Annotated in this window: 10 protein-coding genes; all 10 read right to left on the bottom strand. The window is 61.1% G+C overall.

The features are described 5' to 3' along the window. Nucleotides 1–133: 133 nt before the first annotated feature. On the bottom strand, nt 134–619 hold the full coding sequence (locus DTW90_RS05215; protein ID WP_149337058.1) for a MaoC family dehydratase: 486 nt from the start codon (nt 617–619) through the stop codon (nt 134–136). Between the two features lie 84 nt (nt 620–703). Continuing rightward, nucleotides 704–2,665 carry a glycogen debranching protein GlgX gene (gene glgX / locus DTW90_RS05210; protein ID WP_246664887.1) on the bottom strand — a complete coding sequence of 654 codons (1,962 nt, stop codon included), beginning with the start codon at nt 2,663–2,665 and terminating at the stop codon, nt 704–706. Nucleotides 2,666–2,886: 221 nt separating this feature from the next. After that, nucleotides 2,887–4,518, bottom strand: coding sequence for an alpha-D-glucose phosphate-specific phosphoglucomutase (locus DTW90_RS05205; RefSeq protein ID WP_132526741.1), 1,632 nt, complete (start codon nt 4,516–4,518; stop codon nt 2,887–2,889). Between the two features lie 4 nt (nt 4,519–4,522). Further along, nucleotides 4,523–5,965: a glycogen synthase GlgA gene (glgA, locus tag DTW90_RS05200; protein ID WP_132526743.1), complete on the bottom strand. Its 1,443-nt coding sequence runs from the start codon at nt 5,963–5,965 to the stop codon at nt 4,523–4,525. Between the two features lie 26 nt (nt 5,966–5,991). Then, complete coding sequence (glgC, locus tag DTW90_RS05195; protein ID WP_132526745.1) at nt 5,992–7,254, bottom strand: glucose-1-phosphate adenylyltransferase; 1,263 nt, start codon at nt 7,252–7,254, stop codon at nt 5,992–5,994. Between the two features lie 21 nt (nt 7,255–7,275). Beyond that, the gene (gene glgB / locus DTW90_RS05190; RefSeq protein ID WP_149336803.1) at nt 7,276–9,483 is read right to left on the bottom strand and encodes a 1,4-alpha-glucan branching protein GlgB; all 2,208 of its coding nucleotides are present in this window, start codon (nt 9,481–9,483) and stop codon (nt 7,276–7,278) included. After that, nucleotides 9,480–11,942: a glycogen/starch/alpha-glucan phosphorylase gene (locus tag DTW90_RS05185; protein ID WP_132526749.1), complete on the bottom strand. Its 2,463-nt coding sequence runs from the start codon at nt 11,940–11,942 to the stop codon at nt 9,480–9,482. Before DTW90_RS05185 ends, glgB begins: the two co-directional genes overlap by 4 nt. 285 nt (nt 11,943–12,227) lie before the next feature. Further along, nucleotides 12,228–13,439 carry a TadE/TadG family type IV pilus assembly protein gene (locus tag DTW90_RS05180; protein WP_149336801.1) on the bottom strand — a complete coding sequence of 404 codons (1,212 nt, stop codon included), beginning with the start codon at nt 13,437–13,439 and terminating at the stop codon, nt 12,228–12,230. A 121-nt stretch (nt 13,440–13,560) separates the two neighbouring features. Further along, entirely contained in the window at nt 13,561–14,439 is an 879-nt protein-coding gene (locus tag DTW90_RS05175) for a transglutaminase family protein (RefSeq protein ID WP_149336800.1), read from the bottom strand. Nucleotides 14,440–14,442: 3 nt separating this feature from the next. Beyond that, nucleotides 14,443–16,860: a circularly permuted type 2 ATP-grasp protein gene (locus DTW90_RS05170; RefSeq protein WP_149336798.1), complete on the bottom strand. Its 2,418-nt coding sequence runs from the start codon at nt 16,858–16,860 to the stop codon at nt 14,443–14,445. Nucleotides 16,861–16,864 lie beyond the last annotated feature (4 nt).

Here is a 16,864-nt window from a genome sequence, read left to right as displayed (position 1 = left end):
CACAAGTGACCGGTCTGCCCACCCCGGCATTTCCGCTTTTCTCTGGATCGCGGAAATATCCTATTTCTTTGGCGTGACGCAATTCCTGGCGCAAAACCCTGCGCAGTTTTGATGGAATTGCTTCTTCCAAATCTCAAAAATCTTCGGGCCTATCCTTCGGGTCGAACTGGGTGATCGTGATCCACGTTGCGGTCAGGGCCGGTTTGCGTTCGTTTTCGATTTCGACCGTAACTTCATAGGTCAGCATCATCATTCCGGCGCCGCGTAGCCTTGCCTCGGCCAGCTTGAAGCGGCCGCGCACGCGCGTTCCCGCCTTGACCGGCGACATGAAACGGATCTTGTCGAAGCCGTAGTTCACGCCCATCGTCTGCTCGCGAATTTTCGGAACGCAGTTGAAGTTCATTGCCGACAACAGCGAGAGCGTCAGAAAGCCGTGTGCGATGGTGCCGCCGAAGGCGGTTTCCTTGGCACGTTCAGGATCGACATGGATGAACTGGTGGTCGTCGGTCGCGTCAGCGAAAGCGTTGATCATCGTTTGATCGACCATGATCCAGTCGGAGACGCCGACCTCCGTTCCCACGATGGTTCTGACGTCCGAGAGTGATATCTCGCTTGGCATGTAATTCCCTTCGCCATCGGGCATTGGCGCCTTCTGCGCGCATCAGGTGTAAGCGATACCTATTTGAAAAGACAATAGGATGAATCAAGTGCCCAGGAGGAAATGGACGGAACGTGGGGGGATAGCGTGCCCGCCGTCGACTTCGGTTTCACCCTCCGCCGTCAACAATTTCCATCGGCTATCCTGCTGCCGGTGAATGGCAAAGACCTGCTCGGCGCGGGCTCGGTTGATCAACACGGCAAGTCGGACTTTTTTGCCGGTCTCGTTGTCGAGCGTCTGGAGAACCATGCCGAAGGCCGGTAGCGAGGGCGTTTCCCATTGCGAGACGGTCATCGCCTCACCATCCGTGGACAGCCAGAGGATATCGCCGTTGCCGGTGAAGAATGCCGTCTCCGCGAAGACTGCAAAACGCTTGCGCAGCGCGGACAGGAAGGCGGTCTGCGCGATCAGTTCCTCATCGAGCTTAGACCAATCCATCCAGGTGATTTCATTGTCCTGGCAATAGGCGTTGTTGTTGCCATGCTGGCTGCGGCCGCCTTCGTCGCCCGCCGTCAGCATGACCGTGCCGCGCGAAGCAAAGAGCGTTGCCAGCAGGGCGGCGACATCGCGCCGGCGGGCGGCGACGACCTCGGGGTCGTCGGTCGCGCCCTCGACGCCGTTGTTCCAGGAATAGTTTTCGTTGTGGCCGTCGCGATTGTTCTCGCCGTTCGCCTCGTTGTGCTTGTTCGTGTTCGAAACGAGGTCCATCAGCGTGAAGCCGTCATGGGCGGCGAGGAAATTGACGCTTCGTGTATGCGTGCGGCCATCGCGGCCGAAGATGTTGGACGAGCCGGAAAGGATGGTGGCGAGGCTGCCGGTCTTCCAATCATCGCCACGCCAGTAGAGGCGCATGTCGTCGCGGGCGCGATCGTTCCATTCGAGGAAGGGCGCCGGGAAATTGCCGAGCTGATAGCCGCCCGGGCCGATGTCCCAGGGCTCGGCGATCAGCAGCCGGTCGCCGAGCACGTCGTCGGCCAGCATGGCCCTCAGCGTCTCGCCCTCGGCCTCGAAGCCGCGATCGGTGCGGCCGATGATGGGCGCCAGATCAAAGCGGAAGCCGTCGACGCCAGCCTGGAGCACAAAATGGCGCAGACTGTCGATGATCAGCCGGCGGATATAGGGATCGTCGCAATCGACGGTGTTGCCGGTGCCGGTGTCATTGACGAGCGTGCCGGGCTGGCCGGGAACCTGGCGATAGGCCGAGAGGTTGTCGAGGCCCCGCAGCGACAGCGTCGCGCCCTGGCGGTCACTTTCGCCGGTGTGGTTGAAGACGAGATCGAGGATGACGGAGATGCCTTCGGCATGCAGTGCGGCGACCGTTTCGCGCAATTCCTTGATGCCGCCCGGGACAATGCGGGGGTCGAGCGCCATGAAGGCGACGGAATTGTAGCCCCAGCCGTTGCTCAGGCCGAGCGGCGGCAGGTGCCGTTCGTCGATCCAGGCCGGGATCGGCATCAGTTCGACCACATCGACGCCAATATGCTTCAGATGCGCGATGATGGACGGGTGGGCGAGCGCTGAAACAGTGCCGCGTTGCGCTTCCGGAATGTCCTGTCGCAGGATGGTGAAAGGCTTGACGGCGACTTCGTAGACAAGGCCGCCCGGCTTGACGGTCGGTCGCTTGGCGACCGGCGGCAGGGGAGCGGTGACGATTGCCCGCGGCACGACATCCTGCGTTTCCGCACCGAATTGTGTCAGCCTGATATCGTGCCGGAACGGCCTGTCGAGGGCGACGGCATAGGGATCGACGAGGAGTTTCGAGGGGTCGAACCACAGGCCTTGATCAGGATCATAGGTGCCATGGGCGCGGAGGCCGTAGCGGGTACCTTCAACGGCGCCCTTGACGAAAAGCCGATGGATGTCGCCTTCGCGGGGCATCGACAGGCGCTTGGTCTCCGCCTGGCCTTCGGCGTCGAAGAGGCAAAGCTCGATTTTCTCGGCGTGTTTGGAAAAGACGGAGAACTCGGTGCCATTGGCCAGAAGCCTTGCGCCAAGGGAGGGGTTCAAGGATTCCTGTTGCATTGATCACCGGCGGCTGAGAGGGGCAGGGCGGTATCGTCTTGTCGCTTCTCCCCAGCGGGGAGAAGATGCCCGGCAGGGCAGATGGGGGACGGAGAGCGAAGCGATGCGTATCCTGAGCGGCAAGCGAAGGATAGCTAGAAGCGCGCGGCCCCCTCGTCCGAACCCTTCGGGGCCACCTTCTCCCCGAGGGGAGAAGGGGTAATCGATCAGGTAATAACCGTCGGCGCGGGGCGACCGGTGCGGCCCTTGATATCGGCGATATCCTGGGCGGCAGCGATGAGGTCGGCCAGCGCTTCCTGGGTCTCGATGTTATGGCGGGTCGGATCGGGTTCGTAGCGCTCGATATAGACGCGCAGCGTGGCGCCCGTCGTGCCGGTGCCCGACAGACGGAAGACAACGCGGGAGCCGCCTTCGAAGAGGATACGGATGCCCTGATGCTGGCTGACGGATTTGTCGACCGGGTCGTGGTAGGCAAAATCGTCGGCGGCGGAAACGGTGAGATCGCCGAACTTGCTGCCGGGCAGGGTGGCGAGCTTGTCGCGCAGCGCCTGGATCAGGCCATTGGCGGCATCGGTGTCGACGCCTTCATAGTCGTGGCGGGAATAGTAGTTGCGGCCATAGGTCGCCCAATGCTGGGTGACGATATCGATCACGCTTTCGCCGCGCACGGCAAGGATGTTCAGCCAGAGCAGCACGGCCCAGAGACCGTCCTTTTCGCGAACGTGGTTCGAGCCGGTGCCGGAACTTTCCTCGCCACAGATCGTCGCCATGCCGGCGTCGAGCAGGTTGCCGAAGAACTTCCAGCCGGTCGGCGTTTCGTACATGCCGATGCCGCGCTTTTCAGCGACGCGGTCGGCTGCACCCGAAGTCGGCATGGAGCGGGCGATACCGGCAATGCCGTGCGAATAGCCGGGCGCCAGGTTGGCGTTGGCGGCAAGGATCGCCAGGCTGTCCGACGGGGTGACGTAGATGCCCTTGCCGATGATGAGGTTGCGGTCGCCGTCGCCGTCGGATGCAGCGCCGAAATCGGGCGCATCGTCGCCGCTCATCATCTCGTCATAGAGATCCTTGCAGTAGACGAGATTGGGATCCGGGTGATGGCCGCCGAAATCGGGCAGCGGCAGGAAATTGCGCACCGAGCCGTCAGGGGCGCCGAGGCGCTTTTCGAAGATTTCCTTGGCGTAGGGTCCGGTGACGGCGCTCATCGCGTCGAAGGCGAGGCGGAAGCCGAGGCTGATCAGATTGCGGATCGCGCCGAAATCGAACAGTTCTTCCATGAGAGCGGCATAGTCCTCGACCGGGTCGATAACCGACACGATCATGCCGCCGATGTCTTCGCGGGCGATGCGATCGAGATTGATGTCCGGGAAATCGGCGATCTTGTAGCTGTCGATCGTCTTGGAGCGCTCGAAGATCGCGTCGGTGATCTTTTCCGGAGCGGGGCCGCCGTTACCGATATTGTACTTGATGCCGAAATCTTCCGTCGGGCCGCCAGGATTGTGGCTGGCCGAAAGGATGATGCCGCCGAAGGCCTTGTACTTGCGGATGACGTTCGAGGCTGCGGGCGTCGAAAGGATACCGCCCTTGCCGACCATCACCTTGCCGAAGCCGTTGGCGGCGGCCATCTTGATGGCCTTCTGGATGACTTCTCTGTTGTAGTAGCGTCCGTCGCCACCGATGACCAGGCACTTGCCCTGGTATCCGTCAACCGAATCGAAGATCGACTGGATGAAGTTTTCAGCATAATTGGGCTGCTGGAAGACCGGGACCTTCTTGCGAAGCCCGGACGTGCCCGGTTTCTGGTCCTGGTAGGGTTTGGTCGGAACCGTTTTGATCATCGGATTACATGCCTTTCGAGACGAGGCTGGAATAAAGGGCAGCGTAGCGCTCCGCGCTCTTTCCCCAGGACACGTCGGATTTCATGCCCTGCTTTTGCATCTGCGTCCAGAGTTTTCGGTCGTGGAAAAGGTGGATGGCGCGCCGTATTGCCTGCAAAAGTCCGTCGGAGGTGACAGGAGAAAACTGGAGGCCGGTTGCCACTTTCGCCGAGAGTGCCGCATGGTTGGCGTTGATGATGGTGTCGTTCAGGCCGCCGGTGCGCGCGACGATCGGAATGCAGCCGTAACGCAGGCCGTAGAGCTGGGTCAATCCGCAGGGCTCGAAGCGCGACGGGATGATGATCGCGTCGCAACCGGCTTGCATCAGATGCGACATCGGCTCGTTATAGCCGACCGCAACGCCAACCCGGCCGCGATGGCTGCCGGCGGCGGCCAGGAGCGCACCTTCGAGAGCCGCATCGCCGGCGCCGAGAATGGCGAGCTTGCCGCCCAGAGAAACGATTTCGTCCACCGTGTCGGCCACCAGGTCCATGCCCTTCTGCCAGGTCAGGCGACTGACGACACAGAAGATCGGGCCGTCATCCTCATCGAGGCTGAAATGCTCGGCGATAGCCTTGCGGTTTTCATCACGGTTCTTCAGCGTCGCCAGACCGAAGTTGCGGGCGATCATGGCGTCGGTTTCGGGATTCCAGATGTCCGCGTCGATGCCGTTCACTATGCCGTGAAGACTGTTGATACGGCTGGCGATCACCCCTTCGAGGCCCATGCCGAATTCGGGCGTCAAAATTTCCTCGGCATAGGAGGGGCTGACTGTCGTGATGGCGTGAGCGGTCTGTAGCCCGCCCTTGAGGAAACCGACATCGCCGTAATATTCGACGCCTTCCATCGAGAAGGCGTGCGCCGGCAACCTGAGGCCGGGGAAAATGTCGGACCCGAACTGGCCCTGGAACGCAATATTGTGGATGGTCAGAACGCTCGGCAGTTCCGGCGTCGGATAGTAGCGCATGTAGACCGGCACCAAGGCGGACTGCCAGTCATGGGCGTGGACGAGATCGGGGCGCCAGCCCGGCATGCGGCCCGCGGCGATTTCCGAACCGGCGAGCGACAGCGCTGCAAAGCGGCGCCAGTTGTCCGGGTAATCCTTGCCAGCCGGGTCGACATAGGGACCGCCCCTGCGGCTGTAATAAGCAGGGGAATCGAGCACGAGGATAGAAGCACCATCATGTTCGACTTCGAGAACCGTCGCTTCCTCGCCGAGAAGATCGTCGAAGGTGAGCCGCGGGACCGGATGCCGGATCGCGTTCATGACAGCGGGATAGCCCGGAACCAGCGTCTTCGTCTCGACGCCGTGGGGGTTTAGCGCAACTGGCAGGGCGCCGACCACATCGGCCAGGCCCCCTGTCTTGATCAAAGGGAAGACTTCGGACGAAACCGAAAGAACTTTCATTTAAGAATATCCAGTTCGTTTCTTCTTCAAATATCGAGCTTGTCTATCATCGTCTGCGTAATCAGGCATATGCCGTTTTCGGTGCGGCGGAAGCGCTTGGCGTCGAGATCGGGATCTTCCCCGACGATCAGCCCTTCGGGAATGGTCACGCCGTGATCGATCACCACATTCTTGAGCTGGGCGCGCCGGCCGATCTTGACGCTCGGCAGGATGACCGCTCCCTCCAGCTTCGAGTAGGAGTTAGCGCGCACGCCGGTAAACAGCAGGCTGTTGTAGAGGCTGGCGCCCGAAATGATGCAATCGCCGGCCACAAGCGAGGAGATCGCCGAGCCGCGGCGGTCTTCGTCGTCATGGACGAACTTGGCCGGCGGGTTGATTTCGGCATAGGTCCAGATCGGCCAGGACTTGTCGTAGATGTCGAGTTCCGGAACGATCGCCGTCAGGTCGATATTGGCCTGCCAGTAGGCATCGACCGTGCCGACGTCGCGCCAGTAGGGCTCGCGCTCGAAATCCGAGCGGACGCAGGATTGCGCGAAGCGGTGGGCGACGGCTTTGCCGTTCTTGACGATGTAAGGAATGATGTCCTTGCCGAAGTCGCGGCTGGAATTCGGGTCGGCTGCATCACGACGCAGTTCCTCGATGAGGAACTTGGTGTGGAAGACGTAGATGCCCATCGAGGCAAACGCGCTATCCGGCTTTCCGGGGATGGCCGGCGGGTCGGCGGGCTTTTCGACGAAATCGATGATGCGGTCGTTTTCATCGACGTGGACGACACCGAAGCCTACCGCTTCCATGCGCGGCACTTCCAGGCAGCCGATGGTGACGTCGGCGCCGGAATCGACGTGCTGCTGCAGCATCCACTCGTAGTCCATCTTGTAGACGTGGTCGCCGGCGAGGATGACCATGTATTCGGGACCATAGGGCTCGATGATGTCGATGTTCTGATAGACCGCATCCGCGGTGCCTTCATACCATTGCGTCTCGGAGACGCGTTGGGAGGCGGGCAGGATGTCGAAGCTCTCGTTTCGCTCAGGACGGAAGAAGTTCCAGCCGCGCTGCATGTGGCGGATCAGCGAATGCGCCTTGTACTGCGTCGCGACACCGATGCGGCGGATGCCCGAGTTGAGGGCGTTGGAGAGGGCGAAGTCGATGATACGGGCCTTGCCACCGAAATAGACGGCGGGCTTGGCGCGCTTGTCTGTGAGTTCCTTCAAGCGGCTGCCACGACCGCCGGCAAGAACATAGGCCATCGCATCGCGGGCGAGCGGTTGGATACGTTTTTCTACCATTTCATCCTCCCCTGATTGGTCTTAGAATTCCGGCTCCAGCATGATAGTCGCCAGGGGCGGCAGCGTTATGTTCGCCATTATATCTCCGCCTGCGCTGACGGCCTGCACACGTCCGCCGTTGCCTTTGCCGCTGCCGCCATAGATGTCGGCATCGGTATTCAAGATCTCGCGCCAGCGGCCGGCGGCCGGCAGGCGCAGAGCATAGTTCTCCCGATAGACGGGCGTAAAATTGGTGATGACGGCCACCGGCTTCTCGCCCGGCGCCTTGCGCAGCCATGCGAAAACCGAGTTCTGATCGTCATCGACGACAAGCCACTCGAAGCCGTCGCCTTCGCAATCCCTGGCGTGCATGGCAGGCTTGCTGCGGTAAGTGAAGTTCAGGTCGCGCACGAGGCGGCGCATGCCTTCGTGCATGCGGTATTGCAGCAGGTTCCAGTCCAGCGAACTTGCCTCGTTCCACTCGCTCCACTGGGCAAATTCCTGGCCCATGAAGAGCAGCTTCTTGCCGGGATAGCCCCACATATAGGCGTAGTAGGCGCGCAGGTTCGCAAACTTTTGCCAGTCGTCGCCGGACATCTTGGCGATCAACGATCCCTTGCCGTGCACGACCTCGTCATGGGAGAGCGGCAGGACGAAATTTTCCGAGAAAGCGTAGATCAGGCCGAAGGTCAGCTCGTTGTGGTGGTACTTGCGATAGACGGGCTCACGGGCGAGATAGCTCAGCGTGTCGTGCATGAAGCCCATGTTCCACTTGAAGCCGAAGCCCAACCCACCTTCGTGGACCGGTGCGGAAACTTTCGGCCAGGACGTGGATTCTTCGGCAATGGTCATGACGCCCGTGTTGTTGCCATAGAAGCGGGTGTTGACTTCCTGCAGGAAGCGGACGGCCTCGAGGTTTTCGTTGCCGCCATATTCGTTCGGGATCCATTCGCCGTGCTTGCGCGAATAGTCGAGGTAGAGCATCGAGGCCACAGCATCGACGCGCAGACCGTCGAGATGGAACTTTTCCGCCCAGTAGAGGGCATTGTTCATCAGGTAGGACACAACTTCCGTGCGGCCGAAATTGTAGATCGCGGTGTTCCAGTCCGGATGGAAGCCTTTGCGCGGATCGGCATGCTCGTAGAGCGCCGTGCCGTCGAACCAACGGAGCCCATGCTCGTCGGTCGGGAAATGCGCCGGCACCCAGTCGAGGATGACGCCGATGCCGACCTTGTGGCAGCCGTTGACGAAGCGGGCAAAGCCCTCAGGTTCGCCAAAGCGTGCCGTCGGTGCATAGAGACCGGTCGTCTGGTAACCCCAAGAGGGATCGTATGGATGTTCCGTGATCGGCATGAACTCGATATGGGTGAAGCCCATATCAGTGCAGTAGGGGATGAGCCGCGCAGCCAGCTCGTCCCATGACAGCATCGAGCCGTCGTCGTGGCGCTGCCAGGAGGCGGCGTGGACTTCGTAGATCGAAATCGGCTGACGACGCTGGTCGACCTGCGACCAGTGCTTGCGGTGAGCCTCGTCTTCCCATACCTGCGTCAATTCCCCGGTCGTGACCGAAGCATTCTTCGGCCGCAATTCGCTGCGCCGGGCGAAGGGATCGGCCTTCAGGGGAAGCACGACGCCGTCCTTGCCCCTGATCTCGAACTTGTAGGTGACGCCTGCCGGAACATCCGGCGCGAAGATTTCCCATATGCCGGAATCGGAGCGGAAGCGCATGGCGTGGCGCCGGCCGTCCCAATTGTTGAAGTCGCCAACGACGGAAACGCGCTGCGCGTTCGGCGCCCAGACCGCAAAATGGAAACCCTGAACGCCTTCGTGCTTCAAGGGATGGGCGCCCATCTTGTCGAACAGCCGCAGATGCGATCCCTGCCGGGCGTAATAGTCGTCCATGGGCCCAAGGACCGGGCCGAAGCTGTAGGGATCGGTCACCGCCCATTCCGCGTCGCCACGCCGGGCGCGGTAGCGCACCGGCTGAAGCTTCGACAGGGAGACCTTGCCAGCGAAGAACCCTTCCGGATCAAGGCCCTCCAGCTCGCCGAGGGGCGAGCCGTCCAGCGCCATGGCGGTTACCGCTTCCGCTCCGGGAATGAAGCAGCGCGCGATGTAACCGCCATTTGCGGGATGCACGCCGAGTATGGAAAAAGGATCGGAATGCCTGCCGGCGAGAACGCTTGCGATCTCTTCTGTCGAAATGTTCTCGGAAACGTCTGTTTCGCCGGCGGGCTTCTGCTTTTTCATCCCGCTCTCCAGATTTCATCGGCATATTGCCGGATCGTACGGTCGGAAGAGAACCAGCCCATGCGGGCCGTGTTGCAGATCGTCTTCGAATACCATTCCGACGGCTTGGCCCAAAGCGCATCGACGTCGCGCTGAGCTGCCGCATAGGCATCGAAATCGGCCGCAACCATGAACCAGTCGTGGGCATAGATACCCTCGATCAGGCCGGTAAAGCGGTTGCGGTCGTCGGGCGAGAACACGCCGGAGCTGATGGCGGCGAGTGCCTGGGCAAGCTCGCGGGATTGCTCGATGACCTTGCGAGGATCATGGCCGTCGCTGCGGGCCTTCGCGACTTCATCTGCCGTCATGCCGAAGATGACGATATTGTCAGCGCCGACATTGTCACGCATCTCGACATTGGCGCCGTCGAGCGTGCCGATCGTCAGCGCGCCGTTCAGCGCAAACTTCATGTTGCCGGTGCCTGACGCTTCCATGCCGGCGGTCGAAATCTGCTCGGAGAGATCGGCGGCCGGGACCATGACCTCGGCAAGCGAGACATTGTAGTTCGGAACGAAGACCACCTTCAGCAGGCCGCGTACCGACGGATCGTTGTTGATCACGCGGGCAACGTCGTTGATCAGTTTGATGATCAGCTTGGCGTTGTGGTAGCTCGGTGCCGCCTTGCCGGCGAACAGCTTTACGCGCGGCTGCCAGTCCAGCTCGGGCCGCGAGCGGATCTGATCGTAGAGCGCGACAGTCTCGATGATGTTGAGAAGCTGGCGCTTGTATTCGTGGATACGCTTGATCTGGATGTCGAACATCGCGTTGGGATCGAGCTTGATGCCCATGCGCTGTGCGACGAGGTTGGAGAGCCGCACCTTGTTGTCGCGCTTGACGGCCGCGAACTTCTGCTGGAAGGCGCTGTCGCGGGCAAAGGCGTCGAGCGGTTTCAGCTTTTCCGCATCATCGAGGAAATCATCGCCGATCGTCTCGCGGATCAGGCCGGTCAGGCCGGGGTTGCACTGCATCAGCCAGCGGCGCGGCGTAATCCCGTTCGTCTTGTTGTTGATACGATCGGGATAGAGGCGGTGCAGGTCGGCAAAGACCGTGACCTTCATCAGGTCGGTGTGCAGGGCGGAGACGCCGTTGATCGAGTGCGAGCCGACGAAGGCGAGGTTGCCCATGCGCACCCGGCGATCGCCACCTTCGTCGATCAGGGAGATCGAGCGGACCTCGGTGTCGTTGAAGTTGCGCTCCTTGCGCGCCTCGACCAGGACCTTGGCGTTGATCGCGTAGATGATCTGCACATGGCGCGGCAGCATGCGCTCCAGCAGCGGGACGGGCCAGCTTTCGAGCGCTTCCGGCAGAAGCGTGTGGTTGGTGTAGGAGAAGGTGCGGCGGGTCAGGTCCCATGCGGCATCGAACTCAATGCCGTGAACGTCGCAGAGCAGACGCATCAGCTCGATGACCGAGATTGCCGGATGGGTATCGTTGAGCTGGATCGCGACCTTGTCGGGCAGCGAGGTCAGGTCGTCATACTGCTGCAGATGACGGCGGAGGATGTCCTGCAGCGAAGCGGAGGAGAAGAAGAACTCCTGGCGCAGGCGCAGTTCCTGGCCGGCAGGGGTCGCATCGGCCGGATAGAGAACGCGGGTCAGGCTTTCTGCCTTGTTGCTTTCGCGCAGCGCGCCGATGTGATCGCCAGCGTTGAAGGCGGCAAGCAGGATCGGGTCGATTGGCTGTGCCGACCAGAGACGCAGCGTATTGACGCGATTGCCGCGCCAGCCGACTACGGGCGTGTCGAAGGCGGCCGCGATAACGCGCTCAGCCGGCTTCCAGACGTAGCGCGGCTGATCGTCATGGCCGGTGACGAACTCGACGGAGCCGCCGAAGCCGATTTCATAGGCGCTTTCGCGGCGCTCGAATTCCCAAGGGTTGCCATGGGCGAGCCAGGTTTCCGGCAGCTCGACCTGCCAGCCGTCAGCCATCTGCTGGCGGAAGAGGCCATGGACGTAGCGGATGCCGTAGCCGTAGGCAGGCACGTCGACCGTCGCCATCGACTCCATGAAACAGGCGGCGAGACGGCCAAGGCCACCGTTGCCGAGTGCCGCGTCCGGCTCCAGCCCGGCAATCACGTTGATATCGACGCCGAGCGAAGTCAGCGCGCCACTGATCTCTTCCATCAGGCCGAGGTTGGAAACGGCGTCGCGCATCAGGCGCCCGATGAGGAATTCGAGGGATAGGTAGTAAACGCGCTTTGCACCTGTCGCATAGGTCTTGCGCGTCGAATCCATCCACTTGTCGATGATGCGGTCACGAATGACGAGGATCGTGGCGGTCAGCCAGTCATGGGGCTTTGCGACCTTGGCATCCTTGCCGATACGGTATGTCAGGCGTTCAATGATTTCTTCCGCAAGAATTTCCGGGCGGGAACTGCGAGGGGCCGGGGTAGGGAGTGTGGCCTTGGTCGGGGTGTTCATGGGGTCTCTCGCCAATTTTGATTTTATTTTCAGAAGGTTATATCTGATCAAATCGTTTTGCCATTCACATTTCAGCAGCCAGTTTATGCACCCTTATGCTGCAGTTGCAATATGGGATCGGAGCAAATGCAAAATTTGGCCTACGGCTTCTCGCATTGTCTAAAAGAACTTGATTTCGATTGGTTTTCCCGATTTTATCCGCAGATCGATGGATAACGAAAAGCCGCTTCGGATTGTTCCGAGGCGGCTTTTTCGTTTTTGTTTATATTTGCGATCGCCGAGTAATCAGTTCGTCAAGAGCGTGGCCGAGCTGGTCGCCGTCTGAGCGATGGATTTGAACGCACTTACCAGATTTTCCATCGTATCGGGATCGTAGTAGTTCGAGCTGTTCGAAGCGCAGAATTGCAGCAGTGACTTGCCATCGGCAGGCGCCATGAATGCCACCGAGAAAATGGTAATGCCGTCGGCCTTGGCAGCGGTGCATTTGTCGCGCACCGACTGATCCAGCGTCTTGTTCCATGTGCTGCTGTTGCCGGTCATTTCACCATCGGTCATCAAAATGATGAAGCGATCGGAGGTCTTGTTGCCCTTGGTGGCCTGCTGGATCGTTTCGGTGTCCGTTCCATCAGGGCTCTTCTTGGCGGCAGCATCGGCGATCGTCATCGCACCCGTTGCGTCCGTGCCGCCCTGAGGGTTCGACGGCATACCGTTCACATAGGCGCGGGCAGCAGTAGTGCCCCAGTTCATGGTCGGATTCTTCGTCTGACCCATGACAGTACTTGTATAGGAAACGGCGCCGGTCCGGACCAATACATGGGTGGGGTCGGCGGTATCGAGCGCGTCGAAAAGTGCACCGGCAGCCGTCTTCAGCGCCTGAATTTTCGAGACGTAGGTGTAGTTGTATTTCGTGCAGACACCATTCTTCTTCTTCGCGCACGTCTGCGACGCGACGACATCAGTGGGGTCTGCCATGGATCCGGATTCGTCGAGAGCGAGCATCATGGAAAGCGCGGTTCTCGTCTGCGTTGTGCCGCTCGTCGTCGAGCTGCTCGCTCCCACCTGAACGGTGTTCCAACCGAGCATGTGGGTGAGGCCGCTGACGGGCATCGAGTAGGAACTGCTGACCGTGACCGCGTATGACGTACCCCCGGAGGTGATGGTTTGCTGTACGTTGGCGTTGGTTCCGGATTTGATCGCGTTTATCGTATTGGTATCGCTGCCGAGAAAGTTCGCCATTTGGCCAGCGACAAAATCCTTGGCAAGCTGCGGCGCTCCGGTCGTATCCGTCCCGCCATTGGCCAAAGCGGTCGCTGCGGCCAGGGCTGCGGCGTCGGTCGCCTCCTGAAGCTCGCTGCGAGACATCATCATATTGGTCATATCAACGGCGATGCCGGCGGATCCTGCCAGAACCGGAATGGCGATTGCCGTCATTATAGCGAAATTACCACCGCGATCGCGTAGGAAGCGGCTCACATGCCGACTGAATTTGGTGCCCATCATGCTCACCCCGAAAAAGACCTAGAACCCGGGGGCACCATTGCAGGAAAGCCGTAAGTTCCCGGTTTCAAAAATCGCTCAACTTGTAGCGATCGGCCGATATTTTCCAGTTTTGGGATGACTATTTCAGCGGAATCACGTCCACGGCCTGGATCGTCTTGTGATTGCCGTAGCTCTTGAGGATGCCGATGACGGGGGCGACATCGGAATAGTCGCGGCCGTAGGCAACGACGATGTGGTCGGTGCCAGCGGGGATGTTGTTGGTAGGATCGAGCTCGATCCAGCCCGCCATCTCGCCACACCAGATTCGCACCCAGGCATGCATTGCGTCCGCGCCTTCCAGCCGCGCCTTGCCCGGTGGGGGGATGGTCCGCAGGAAGCCGCTGACATAGCCGGCCGGAATGCCGAGACTTCTGAGCGCGATGATCATTACATGCACGAAATCCTGGCAGACGCCGCGCTTGATGCGGAAGGCCTCCTTCGGCGTGGTATCGACCGTGGTCGCCTTGGCGTCGTAGACGAAATCCTTGTGGACTTGCGAACAGATGGCGTGGGCGATCTGCATCGCGGTGAGATCTGTCGAAGCCCATTGCCGGGCGTAGTCTGATATCTCGGGCGTTTCGGGCAGGCGCGGGCTGTTGCCGAGGAAATGATGCGGCGACGAGGCGTCGAGCGACCAGTAGTCGGCAATCTCTTCCGGAAGCTTCTTCAGTATCGGCGAAAAGTCCGCGGTGACCGGCTGGCTTTCTACCTGCACGCGGGCCTGCATGCGAATGTCGAGCTTCTCATGCGCGCTGCGCAACAGGATCGAGGTCGTCGGGTGCAGGAAGAAATCGAAGAAACTGGCCCGCTCCTCCGGCTGCGGCGAGATCGTCAGCGATCCGGCGATCAGCCGCTGGCGTTCCGGCAGAGACAGGGGCAGCAAGCGCAGGATGTGGCGCGCGCCCGAGGCCGGGACGTCGTAGAGGTAGCCCATGTGCAGCGAGAGATCGTAGAGCATGTTCTATCCGAGATAGGTCTGTGCCAGGAGATCGGAGAAGCGTTCCAGCTCTTGTTCCAGCCGGCGATAGACCTCTTCATTCATCGCTTCGGGTGTCATGACGGCAAGGCCCGAATGCAGGCGCATCGCCTCGCGGAAGAAGGGCGACATCTGGCCGTTGACGAAAGCCTTTGGCAGTTGCTCCACCTCCCGGTGGATCTCGTTCATCTGGAAGAGGATCGAGCGCGGGTTGAGCGGATCGAGGGCGAGAAGGTCTGTCACGGTCAGGCGCGCTGTATTGACGTTGTAGCGGCGACGGTGGGTCATGACGCTATCGCCGATCTCCAGCAGCATGTCGAGCGCGCCATCGGGCGCTTCCGGTCCCGACATGCGGCCGAGCAGTCGGGTCATATGCAGTCCACGCTCGATATAGCGGCCGATCGACAGGAAGCGCCAGCCGGTGAAGCGGTACATGTTTTCGTGGACGAGGCCGGCAAAGCCCGCAAGCTTGCGCAGGAGGATCGTCATCGCATGGCTGGCGTCGTCGCCGGGGCTGACCGTTTCCCGGAAGCGGCGGGCCGTCTTGGCGAGATCGTTCAGCGCCAGCCAGCCGTCGGGCGAGAAACGGTCGCGGATGTTGCTTGCAGAATAGACGGCACTGTCGATATTGCGCAGCAGGCTTTCCGGGACCGCTTCCTCCGTGTCGATATCGACGGCGGCGAGATATTGCGAAACATCGGCAAGCAGCGGTTCGCTTGGATCCGCGGATTCGGCAAAGCGGCCATGCCACGCGCGAAGGATGCGCAACGCGCCCTCGGCGCGTTCGATATAGCGGCCGAGCCAGAAGAGATTGTCGGCCGAACGGCTGGGCAGGCTTCCCGGCATATTGCGGGTGAAGCTTTCTTCGGCGGGCAGCAGGGTGTGGCGCTCAACCGGCTTGTCGCTGACGATCCAGACATCCGCTGCCGAACCACCCGACTGCATGGCGATTGCGGCAACGTCGGCGCCGCTGCCGATACGGGCAAAGCCGCCCGGCATGATCTGCCAGCCCTTTTCGGTGCGGGCGGCAAAAACGCGCAGGCTCATCGGCCGCGGCACGAGCTTGCCGCCGACCCAGGCCGGCGTCGTCGACAAGGTGACGACCTCCTGGCCGACGAGCTTATGGCCATCCGTCTGCAGCCAGTCTGTAATCGATTCCTTGGCGGTGGAGCGTAGCGTCGAGCCAAGCACGGACTGGCCGTTGTCGTCGAAGAAAGGCAGGCGGGAATAGGCCGGGCCGATCACCATTTTTTCGATATTGCGCGCGACCTGGCTGCGCTCGCTTTCCTGCCCGCACCACCATGTCGCGATCGAGGGTAGCTTGAGTTCCTCTCCGAGGAGTTCCCGACAGATCGTGGGCATGAAGGCCAGCAGTGCCCTTGTCTCGAGAATGCCCGAGCCCAGCGCATTGACGATTGTGACCGACTGGGCACGTAGTGCCTGCACCATACCTGGGGTGCCGATATGCGAATGCTGATCCAACTCCAGCGGATCTGCATAGGCGGCGTCCATGCGGCGCCAGAGAACGCTGATGGGCTTCAGGCCTGCAACGGTTCGCACCATCACCTTGTCGTTGACGACGGTAAGGTCTTCGCCTTCCAGCAGCATGAGGCCGAGATAGCGGGCGATGTAGGCGTGTTCGTAATAGGTCTCGTTGGCAGGACCGGGAGAGAGGACGGCGATGCGGCCGTCGCCGCCTTCCTTCATGTTCTGCAGCGTGTTGCGGAACGCGCCGAAGAAGGACGCAAGACGGTGAACGCGGGTTTCGGCATAGATGTCTGAAAATGCGCGGGTGGTCGCGACACGCGTCTCAAGCGCAAAACCGGCTCCGGAGGGAGCCTGGGACCGGTCGGCGAGCACCCACCAGTTTCCATCAGGCCCGCGGCCGACCTCGAAAGCAAGGAAATGCAGATAATGCCCGCCTGCCGGCTTCACGCCGACCAGCGGTCTCAGGAATTCGGGATTGGAAGCGATCAGCGCCGGCGGAATGAACCCTTCCTGGACCAGCCGGCCCTCGCCGTAGATGTCGGCGATGATCTGCTCCAGGAGATCGGCGCGCTGTACGAGCCCTTCAGACAGGCTCTGCCATTCGCGCTCGTCGATTAGAACAGGGATATGCGAGATCGGCCAGCTGCGCTCGCTGGCGCCCTTGGCGCCATAGGCGCGATAGAAGACGCCGGCATCGCGCAAATAGCGGTCGGCGCGGGCGAAGCGGTCATGCAGCTCTTTTTCCGGCATGCGCGAAAGGGCGGCAAGCAGGTTCTGCCAGACGGGGCGGACGGCGTTGTTGTTGTCCACCATTTCGTCTGCGACACCCGGCAGGGGGCAATAGGCAAAGGCCGGAGCGCCGCCGGCTTCAGCCTCCATATCGTCCCGCAAATCAGTCGCCGGTTTCTTGCTCATCTCT

It is taken from the genome of Neorhizobium sp. P12A (assembly GCF_008365395.1).
Lineage (GTDB): Bacteria > Pseudomonadota > Alphaproteobacteria > Rhizobiales > Rhizobiaceae > Rhizobium.
This window is presented reverse-complemented; position numbering and strand designations above follow the sequence as displayed.

What these genes read in the sequence shown, in the direction of transcription:
- DTW90_RS05215 (WP_149337058.1), bottom strand. Translation starts at nt 619, where the DNA reads ATGCCAAGCGAGATATCACTCTCGGACGTCAGAACCATCGTGGGAACG.
- DTW90_RS05205 (WP_132526741.1), bottom strand. Translation starts at nt 4,518, where the DNA reads ATGATCAAAACGGTTCCGACCAAACCCTACCAGGACCAGAAACCGGGC.
- glgA (WP_132526743.1), bottom strand. Translation starts at nt 5,965, where the DNA reads ATGAAAGTTCTTTCGGTTTCGTCCGAAGTCTTCCCTTTGATCAAGACA.
- glgC (WP_132526745.1), bottom strand. Translation starts at nt 7,254, where the DNA reads ATGGTAGAAAAACGTATCCAACCGCTCGCCCGCGATGCGATGGCCTAT.
- glgB (WP_149336803.1), bottom strand. Translation starts at nt 9,483, where the DNA reads ATGAAAAAGCAGAAGCCCGCCGGCGAAACAGACGTTTCCGAGAACATT.
- DTW90_RS05185 (WP_132526749.1), bottom strand. Translation starts at nt 11,942, where the DNA reads ATGAACACCCCGACCAAGGCCACACTCCCTACCCCGGCCCCTCGCAGT.
- DTW90_RS05180 (WP_149336801.1), bottom strand. Translation starts at nt 13,439, where the DNA reads ATGGGCACCAAATTCAGTCGGCATGTGAGCCGCTTCCTACGCGATCGC.
- DTW90_RS05175 (WP_149336800.1), bottom strand. Translation starts at nt 14,439, where the DNA reads ATGCTCTACGATCTCTCGCTGCACATGGGCTACCTCTACGACGTCCCG.
- DTW90_RS05170 (WP_149336798.1), bottom strand. Translation starts at nt 16,860, where the DNA reads ATGAGCAAGAAACCGGCGACTGATTTGCGGGACGATATGGAGGCTGAA.